The following is a 9930-nucleotide window of genomic DNA, read 5'->3' as shown; positions in this document are numbered from 1 at the left end:
TTTTGATACCCACTTCAACGGTCTGAACTTCCATCCCAACAAATGAAAAAACCAATTTATCTTTGGGTTGTGCACTAATTGAAAATGTTCCGTCTATATCGGTTATAACTCCACGAGGTGTACCATCTATAGTGATCGTTACACCTGGAAGCGGCTCACCTTGTTGATCGACCACTTTGCCCTTAACTGTACTTTGTTGTTGTATAGTTAGTTCGGAAAGTATTTTTTCAATTTCTTTAGAGGTGTCTTCTTCATCATCCTGATAAATAACAACTTGATCTTCTAATATTTTGTACACTAGATTTGTATTGGATAGTATACTATTGAGAATCTCTTCGATATTTTTGGAGTCTACAGTCAGGTTCACCTTCTTCTTGAGGATCGTTTTAACATTTCCTGCGAAAATAAATCGAAAATCGCTTTTCTTTTCCAACTCTTCACAAATCTCTTTTATAGAGGTCGATTTTAAATCCAGAGTGAATGATGTTTCCTGTGAATAGCTATCGGCAGCTTGCGAAAAAAGGATGCAGAAAAATAACAGGAACAGTGTTGTTCTCATGATTTTTAGGACATGTTTAAAATTATTGAAAGGTTTTCCTCTTTCAATAGAATATTTATTCATATTTTTGTAATGATTTTAATTATTGGTATACGTGATAATTAGAATTACTTGGTCGGACGATATTCGCACTATCGTCCGGCTTTTTTTTTACCTGCTAATTGTAGGTTTATTTTTAATTTTTTACTTTGATATATAATTTGTTCATAGGCATATTATTTTTTTAATGGTTTATTTTTTATAGATGTATATAAGTTTGTCTTTCTTTTTGTATTTCATGGCGGAGATCAACGTAAGAGCCGTCATCACATTGTCTAGATTATCCGATAGGATGATCTTCCCTGTACATGTAATTCCCTGAAAAGAGACTTCATCGCCATAATTGAACGAAAGGTTATAATATCTTTCTATTTGTTTCAGAGCTTCGGTCACAGGGGTGTCTTCAAATGTTAAATATCCGTCTTTCCAACTAATAAATGGTTGCACATCCACTCTTTTGGTTTGAAAGGTGCCGTTATCAGAGTAAACTGCTTGTTCATCGGGAGATAATCGTAATTCCTGCTTACCATCATCCGACTGTAAACCGATGCTTCCTTCTACCAAAACCACAGATGCAGGCGAACCGGCATATGACGAAGCATTGAATTTGGTTCCGTACACTCTTACGTTAAAGTCGGAAGTATGTACGTAAAATGATCTGTTTTTATCAGGAGCCACTTCTATATACATTTCACCTGTGAGATATACCTCCCGTTTATTTTTTGTAAAAGAAGATGGAAATTCCAGGGTGGTGCCGGAATTTAGCCACACCTGTGTTCCGTCAGCCAGCGTAATTCTCGATTGTTTCCCATAAGGAACGATCAGTTTGTTCATTGTGTGTTGTTCGATAGAAATCTCTTCAGCATCTTGGTATTCACTTCTTATCTGCGCAGTTTTTTCGCTACTTATCTGTATATCAATATTGTGCTGGAAAGAAGCGGTTTCGTTTCCTGTAATAAACATAATATCTTCCTGCTTCAGCTCGTTTCCTACAATATATTCTGAGGAGGTTATCAATTGATTTCTTGATTTATACAGTTTTTCCTGTAAATAGAGTAGTGACAGAACCAGAACAGCAGCACAGGCTGCTGCTGCAAAAGCAAAACGGCGCACATTGTTTTTTATGTAATATCTGCGGAGCGACTTTTCAAGACGTTTTGCTGCTTCCTGCTTTTTCCCAGGTGATTGTTTATAAGATGATAGTTTAATATGACGGAAATGCTTTTCCGCCATATTAATATCTTTTCGTTTATCGGGGAATTGTAGCAAAAATTCTTCCCAGTATTTATTAAGTTCGTCTGTTGGAAATAATTTCCACTCGATGAATTTTTCATCTTTTAAAAATCGGATAAAGTTATTATCATCTCTATTAAATTGCATAGATGCTTTTTAAAAATGTTTTAAACCTTTTTACAGGATAATTCTATATAATAAGACGAACATGGATTATAAACATCATCTCTTTTTCAAAAAAAGTTGGTATTTATTTAATTTTAACAAAAAACGTTGAAAGTTTGGGCTCTTAATATGATTTCGCTATCAATAACAGGATAGATTGTTAATAAAGGTGTTACATAAACTTATTTGCTGGACTTTTGCATTAATAAGCTATGCGTATATAACTGTAATAGTATCATATGTGATATTTGAGCTACTGAATAATTAGAAAAAATAAAGTGATTGGTAATGAACATTCTTTAAGTTTGGTGAGTGATTTGCTGATCAGATTGCGGCAGGAGGCTATGGATATCTGCATAATTTCTGCAATTTCTTCATAACTCTGTTCCTTGATATAACGCAGATAGACGATTTCACGCTGACGGTCTGTCAGCCGGTTCAGTACGTTTTCCACCTTTAGCCGTATTTCTTCTGCATCTTCCTTCATGATCAGTTCATCTTCTATAGTTACTTGTAACTGAAAAGGTAGAATATCTTGCATATTGTCATGTGTGGTGAGCTGAACGGTATTTTCCCAGCTAATCCGCTTTATGTCTATTAGCCTGTTACGTAGTGATCTGAGAAGATAAGACTTCAGATTGTTTATTTCATTTAACGAAGAGTGATGTGTGCATAGTTTGTAGAAAACATCGTGAATGGCATCCATAGCAGTATGTTCATCGAAACCCAAATGCAATGCATACGAGTATAGTGTATCAAGGTGTTCATTGTAAGAAGAAGCGATATTTGGAAAATGAATCATTATCTTTCTGCAGTTTCAATTTTTGAACCAGCTCGCAAAGTAGTAAAAAATGTGATAAAAATAAAATATTCTTTGAAAATTAAACATATCAAACTTTGGTGAATAAACGGGACCGTTCGGTTATTTTTCCTACTTTTGCATAGTCTCTTTTTTTGTAAATCTACTTGCAATGCTCTATGGTACCATTCCTGTATAAAGTGGCTCAGGTTTTTTACACGCAATACGGTAACGAACTTTACAAGCATACGTTCGTGTTTCCGAACAGGCGTGCGGGCCTTTTTTTTCAAAAATATCTCGCTTCAATTGCCACTAAACCTCTGTTTTCTCCTACTGTAATAACCATCCAGGAGCTTTTTTCTTCATTATCTTCATATCAACCGGCAGATAAGATAGAGATGCTGGTTGTGCTTTACGATCATTTTCGTAAACTCAGCAGTTCGCCAGAGTCGTTCGATGATTTTCTCTACTGGGGTGAGATGTTGCTGAACGATTTCGATGATGTGGATAAATATATGGCAGATGCCGGGCAGCTTTTTCGTAATGTTTATGATTTCAGGTCGCTTGATGATGATCTTACCCACCTTAACAAGAGTCAGGTTGATGCAATCCGCCGCTTCTGGAAGAATTTTTTGCCTGTGGAGGGTAACGTGACAAAACAGAAATTCCAGGAAACATGGAAGGTGCTGCACGATCTGTACACATCCTTTAGGGGTGAACTGCGGGATAAGGGAGTAGCCTATGAGGGGATGATGTTTAGAGAAGTGGCTGAACAGGCTAAGGCTAAGGCGGAGAGGAAATGGCTGACTGACAGTTATGTCTTTGTAGGGTTGAATGCACTTACAACCTCTGAAATGATTCTGCTTGATTATTTGAGAGATCAGGGTATGGCAGATTTTTACTGGGATTATGAATCACCTTTTGTGCATGACAAGAAAAACCGCGCGTCGCTCCGGGTTAATGAAAATTTGTTGCGGTATCCTTCAAAATATTCGTTTAACGGTTTGGCAGAGAAGAGCGAAAAACCAAAAATTGAATTAGTGGGAATCCCCTCAGGTACCGGTCAGGCAAAGCTTGTGGCCCAAATCCTTTCTAATCTGGTCGATTCGAAAGAGATTCCAGATCCAGATGAAGCTATAAATACTGCAATCGTATTACCAGATGAGAACCTGTTGCTTCCTGTGCTATATTCTATTCCGGAAGAGATAGGTAAGATAAACGTGACCATGGGTTACAACCTGTCCAATGCTTCGGTGGCAAGCCTGGTAGATCACATAACGCTTTTACAGATAAATCTGCGTGTCAGCAACGGAGAAACAGTGTTTTATCACCGTTTTGTGAAGTCAATACTAAATCATCCGTTGGTGATGATGGCGGCACCAATGGAGGCAGAGACATTAAAAAATCACATTATAACTTATAACCGAATTGTGACGAGTGAATCTGAAATTCCTTCACATCCTTTGTTGAAACAGATATTCCAGCCGGTAACACTGTGGAGGGAGATCCCTGGTTATTTGAAAAGCATACTTTCGTATCTGTATAACAGCCTGACGGAGGAGAAAAATAGCGAAGAAAACCCTTCCGGTGACACACGTTCAATAGACCTGGAAAGAGAATTTATCGTTAAATACTACAAGAGCATCACAAGGCTGCAGGACAAGCTGGAAGAGGTGGAGAATATGACAGCAGAAACTTTCTTCAGCCTTCTTAAAAAAATGTCACGCAGCATTAACGTGACTTTCAGTGGTGAACCTTTGTCGGGACTGCAGGTGATGGGTGTGCTGGAAACACGTGCTATCGATTTTGAGAATCTGATTATCCTTTCAATGAATGAAGGTGTTTTTCCATTAAAAAATCCGTCCAACTCATTTATTCCCTACACTCTTCGAAAAGGATTCGGTTTGCCTACCTATGAGCATCAGGATAGTACCTATGCTTACCATTTTTACAGAATGATAAGCCGGGCCAAACGGGTGTATATGCTTTATGACACCCGAACCGAGGAGATGCAGTCAGGTGAGGTAAGCCGCTATTTTTATCAGTTGAAATATTTATACCGGGAGGCGTTCGATATTATGGAACGTGTGGCTACATATGAGGTGTCTGCACCAATGATTATGCCGATTACTGTAACAAAGACAGCCGGAATAATAAAGAAGCTTGATGCTTTCAGAGCAGGTGGGGAATCGTTCTTGTCGGCAACACTGGTAAATAACTATATAGATTGTCCGTTGAAGTTTTATTTTATTGCTGTTGAAGAACTTTCGGAAGAGTCTGAAGTGCAGGAGTCGGTAGAATCAGATGTGTTCGGTTCCATTTTTCACCGTTTGATGGAGGCTGTCTATAACAGGTACAGGGGGTGTACGGTTACTCCAGATGTGCTGACGGAAATAACAAGGAACGATGAATATCTGACTGTTATACTTGAAAAGGCTTTTGCCCGCTACTATTTTATGGATGAAGAGAACCCGCGCCCACTGCAAGGGCAGCATTATTTAATAGGAGAGATATTGCGGAGTTATGTGAAACAGACGCTGGAAACAGACAAACAGTTTACACCTTTTGAGTATATAGGTTCAGAATACCGGTTCAACAGGCCCTATCGTGTGAACAAAGAGTTATCGGTCAATTTTAAAGGCAGTATCGACAGAATCGACAGGAAAGGAGAAAGGTATCGCATAATTGACTACAAGACAGGTACGGGAGAAACTGGCTTTAAAGATATTTTACAACTGTTCGATGCATCTAAAAATAACCGTCCCCATCAGATATTGCAGGTGTTTCTGTATGGGATGTTTTACAATATGGAAAATCCGGATGCAATACTTTCGCTTGCGGTGTATTATCTTCGCTCGGTGTTCAAGGATTTTAATCCAGCTGTTATGTGCGGTAATCACCCCGTTGAGGATATTTCCGTATATCTGCCCGAATTCAGAAATTATTTTAACTCTCTTCTGGAAGAAATATTTGATGCTCAAGTTCCTTTTACTCAAACGAAGAACGAAAAAAACTGTCAGTGGTGCGCCTTTAAGAGGGTGTGCAACAGATGAATATTGTGGCTGGAGGAGCTACTTGTCCTTTAGAACTGATTATGGGTTTTCTGTATATACAGATGCCTGTTCTATATGGCAGTTTTCCTTTTCTTCAATACTTTAAAAATTAGGCCGGCCGCGGTCAGCAGCATTACCGACATCGCTATATAAGCAATTGTATCGGTCACTTTTATGCTTTTAGGATTGAACCGGAATTCCACCGTATGACGACCTTCAGGAATGGGTAATGCACGAAGTGTATAGTTGGCTCGTAACATCTCTGCCGGTTCGCCGTCTATAGTGATGTTCCACCCTTTGGGATAATAAATTTCGGAGAACAGAGCTAACTCGTCTTTTTTAGCATCTACTGCATAAGTTACAAAATCGGAATCGTAATTAGTAAGATAAATGGTTGATGATGAGTCGGCCGGTGCGGGTTTAAATCCTGCCAGGACATGTGAGTATTTTTTATCTGCAACAGCCTCTTTCCTGAGATCGATGACGTTCAGGGCATCTATCTCTTCGTCGGCATTCTCCACAAAACGAATATCGTCAACAAACCATGCATTTCCCATGACATAAGGATTTTCTACCGGAATAGTGCCTCCCCCCTGTGCAGGCATGATGATCCATTTGGCATTAAGCATGTTAAGCACCTTGAATCCGTCAGCATTTGCAGAGTCCATTATACCTTGTGTGTTGATGATGTCATGTTGCAAGGCAGCCATCTCGCCGGTAAGATGTACGTCTATTAGATCCTGGTAGCGGCGCAGTTTTGCTGCATGATATCCTCCTATCACCTTGTGCCAGTAGGGTGTAATGCCATCATTAAAGGTGCTGGTTGCCATATTTAATACCCGGTAATATTTGGTTGTGTCCTGCAGTATGTACTCGTCTGTTGCTGTTTTTGTAAAGAGCTGCTGTTGGTTTGTTTCAGGAACAAAGACACCGTCGTTCAGGTAACGCTTGTTCACGTCCCACATATCTGTGAGGCAAAGCAGTAGAATTCCTGCTGCCATCCATTCTGCCTTTATCTTATTACTTAAAAATAGCCACACCAGTATACTTCCTATGGCGACAATAAAAAAGCTGCGCCACGCATCGGCGGTGAACAGCGAGACTCGCATATCTGTCAGGTTGCTGAACACTGCCTGCATATGTTCAGGAGGAAGAGCCTGCCGTAACGCTTCCGCTTCGGAAACAGGAATAAATGAAGAGAAGAACAACTTGGGTGCAAGGGCAAAAAGTAATGCAATGCCTCCAGTAAGGCCTATACTGGTATAGAGGTATTTCAGATTGTTTTTCACTCTTTCCGGCTTTTGTATCATTTCTTTCAAGGCAATCGCAGCCAGAAGAGGTATGCAGAATTCTGCTACTACAAGGATTGATGAAACAGCACGGAATTTATTGTACATAGGGATGTGATCGATAAAAAAATCGGTCAAGGGCATGAAATTTTTCCCCCATGAAAGCATAATTGAGAAGATTGCTCCCGCCAGAAGTGCCCACTTGACAGGACCTTTCACGATAAAAAGACCCAGGATAAACAGTGTCAGAACAAATGCACCTACATACACCGGGCCCGATGTCCCAGGCTGTTCTCCCCAATATTGCCCTATCTGCCCGTAAAGCTGATAGTATTCTGGACGTGCTTTGCTCATCGCTTTATTGTTTTCAGACAACGGAATGGATGCCCCTCCTTTGGTGTTGGGGACAAGAAGTGTCCATGTTTCGCCAATACCGTAGCTCCATGCAGTTATATAGTCGCGCTCTAGCCCGTTGCCGGTTTTGTTCTCTATCCCGTGATGTGTGGTCAGTTCAGACTTTCCGCGCATGGTCTCCTTGGAGTATTCATAGGTGTGGTAAAGGTTGCTCGTGTTGGCAGCCAGGCCGATAATACCGGCAAAAATCAAAACCGATGTCGATTTAAAAAAATCAGGCAGTTGCTTCTTCTGCACTGCTTCTACCATGAACGCTAACACTGTAAAAAGCATCACGAACAGAAAGTAGTAGGTCATCTGCAGATGGTTCGATGATATCTGAAACGCGACGAAGATCATGAAAAGCAGTCCCCCCAACAGGTATTTTTTTCTATAGGCATATATTATACCGGCCATTGTGGGCGGGATATAGGCCAGAGTGATGAATTTCCATATATGTCCAGCCGCAATAAGGATGAAGAAATAAGATGAAAAAGCCCAAATTACAGCACCAAAGGCGCTAACAAGTGGTGATGCCCTGAAAGCTCGCATCAGAATATAAAATCCTAACAGCATGATGAATACCAGATAGACATAGTTTGGCAGGAAAAGAGAATATGCCTTCCTGGATGCATCCAGCGGTTTGGAAGAATCATAGGTCGGACTCATCTGGTAGGATGGCATACCACTGAACATTGAGATGTTCCACCGGGAACGTTCACCGTTATGTTGCTCCATGTAGTTGCGTTGCTCACGACCCTGTCCTATTGCTGCCAGTGAATCGTGCTGAGCGATTACACGCCCATCCATTACCGCAGGAGCGAAATAGATGAATGAGATAAGGGTGAATACCACAATCGCAATCAGATCGGGGAGAAGTTTTTTGAAATTGGCGGATTTGTCCATTGTTTGTCCTTTGTTGTTTAACATTAAAGTCACAAATTTACATTTAATTCTCCTAATAACCCACGAAAGTTGCACTTCCAAATTGAACTTAGCGAGCTTAGTACCCAATTTACTCTTTGATTCCCAGGATAACGGTGTTATTCTGCAGCAATATGCCGTTTTATAAAAATGTAACGCGTGGCGGTGTCTTGTAGGTGCCTTCTTTTTGTTGTTTCCTCTCGCCTGATTCCTTCCTGTAATTCCTTCCGGGACGCGCCATTCAAGATGCAACTGGAAATCGTTGAACAAACTCCTGGTCTGGATGTCTCCCGTCCCTTTTTTCACAGTGAACACCCCGTCATGTACTGTCCATTCTGCCGGCTTTCCTTTTGGACCCGACCATAGTGAGAGATCTTTTCCATCAAAGAGAATTATAGCGTCGGAAGGAGCCGTAATTGTTCTTTCAGATGACCTGCCGGAGTTACTACCTGAGGTTGAGGTCACATGTACTCTGTCATGGCGGGTTTCATCGGAGCCTGCCCCGGATATTTTGTTTCCTGGGCTGTCAGATGTAAAAGGAATAGTGTTAACGGAATAGATATAAATAAAGACTTCATATAGTTTCAATTAATGCTTCGTTAAAATTTCATTTATAATGCTGACAGTCAACAATTTATGCCAGATCCCCAAAAAGCACCATAATCTATTGATATCCAGCGAAATATAAGAACTATTTTTAAAAAAATACCGAAGTATTGTTCAATTAAAATGAAAAATAATGGTACTCTTTTATGTAAAGAACATATGAATGTAAATAGAATTTGTGATTTATGCGAATCAGTATTTTAAAAATTAGATAAATGAATGCGATGGCAATTTTGCCCATCGTGTGTATAAGTAATCCTTTTGTGATTTATAAAATCATGGAATTATGCAGTCCGAGTTTGGAATTCAAATAATCAATAAGACAAATATTAGTTAAAAATATGTAAATATAACGTTAAAATTGAATATCTTTATTGAAATTATAATATAAGTTGCTTCATTTGTCAGACAAATCAGATTAATAATACCTGTTATGCATTTTATCTGAAAACAACGCTCATTTTTAAGTGAAGACAATATATTTGAAAATAATCTTATAATGGAAAGACTTAGGATACAAAACAATTCAACCACGCTGGTGGACCAGGTCGAAGACAAGCTTTTGAACTATTTCAAGGAGAAGGATCTGCAAAAGGGAGATGCCATTCCCAATGAAATGGAGTTAACTGCCTCGCTGGGTGTATCGAGGAGTGTGGTCCGTGAGGCGTTAAGCAGGTTGAAGATGATGGGAATAGTTGAGACACGCACACGACGGGGCATGCTGCTTTCTGAACCTTCTATATTTGGCGGAATGAAACGTGCGGTGGATCCGAGAATTTTAAGTGAGGACACCCTCTTTGATATACTTGGATTTAGAATTGTTCTGGAAATAGGCATATGCAGCGAGATATTCCGGAAAATTACACCTGA

At 39.9% G+C, this 9930-nt stretch carries 6 protein-coding genes; 2 read left to right on the top strand and 4 right to left on the bottom strand.

The window, feature by feature from the left end; genetic code table 11:
* From B3B27_RS06215 to B3B27_RS06205, 3 genes are all read right to left on the bottom strand, one after another.
* Positions 1 to 622, bottom strand: a 622-nt coding sequence (locus tag B3B27_RS06215; RefSeq protein WP_286847124.1) for an STN domain-containing protein, incomplete at its 3' end; no start/stop codon positions are given.
* Between the two features lie 168 nt (positions 623 to 790).
* Complete coding sequence (locus tag B3B27_RS06210; RefSeq protein ID WP_286847123.1) at positions 791 to 1978, bottom strand: FecR family protein; 1188 nt, start codon at positions 1976 to 1978, stop codon at positions 791 to 793.
* Positions 1979 to 2249: 271 nt separating this feature from the next.
* On the bottom strand, positions 2250 to 2798 hold the full coding sequence (locus tag B3B27_RS06205) for an RNA polymerase sigma factor (protein WP_238867648.1): 549 nt from the start codon (positions 2796 to 2798) through the stop codon (positions 2250 to 2252).
* Positions 2799 to 2974: 176 nt separating this feature from the next.
* On the opposite strand from B3B27_RS06205, the gene B3B27_RS06200 reads away from it, so the two are divergent.
* Entirely contained in the window at positions 2975 to 5848 is a 2874-nt protein-coding gene (locus B3B27_RS06200; protein WP_286832891.1) for a PD-(D/E)XK nuclease family protein, read from the top strand.
* Positions 5849 to 5919: 71 nt separating this feature from the next.
* On the opposite strand, the gene B3B27_RS06195 is transcribed toward B3B27_RS06200, so the two are convergent.
* Complete coding sequence (locus tag B3B27_RS06195; RefSeq protein WP_286847121.1) at positions 5920 to 9042, bottom strand: family 16 glycoside hydrolase; 3123 nt, start codon at positions 9040 to 9042, stop codon at positions 5920 to 5922.
* A 517-nt stretch (positions 9043 to 9559) separates the two neighbouring features.
* Here B3B27_RS06195 and B3B27_RS06190 point away from each other — a divergent pair.
* Positions 9560 to 9930: FadR/GntR family transcriptional regulator (locus tag B3B27_RS06190; RefSeq protein ID WP_286847120.1), on the top strand; the 371-nt coding region annotated here is incomplete at its 3' end.

Origin of the sequence: Proteiniphilum sp. UBA5463, assembly GCF_002427225.1 — a bacterium.
In the GTDB taxonomy this organism is placed as follows: domain Bacteria; phylum Bacteroidota; class Bacteroidia; order Bacteroidales; family Dysgonomonadaceae; genus Proteiniphilum; species Proteiniphilum propionicum.
Note: the sequence above shows the minus strand (reverse complement) of the source record. Positions and strands in the feature narration are given on the sequence as shown.

Bases quoted from the DNA above. Each gene is read 5' to 3' on its own strand.
- B3B27_RS06210 (WP_286847123.1), bottom strand. From the start codon at position 1,978: ATGCAATTTAATAGAGATGATAATAACTTTATCCGATTTTTAAAAGAT.
- B3B27_RS06205 (WP_238867648.1), bottom strand. From the start codon at position 2,798: ATGATTCATTTTCCAAATATCGCTTCTTCTTACAATGAACACCTTGAT.
- B3B27_RS06200 (WP_286832891.1), top strand. From the start codon at position 2,975: ATGGTACCATTCCTGTATAAAGTGGCTCAGGTTTTTTACACGCAATAC.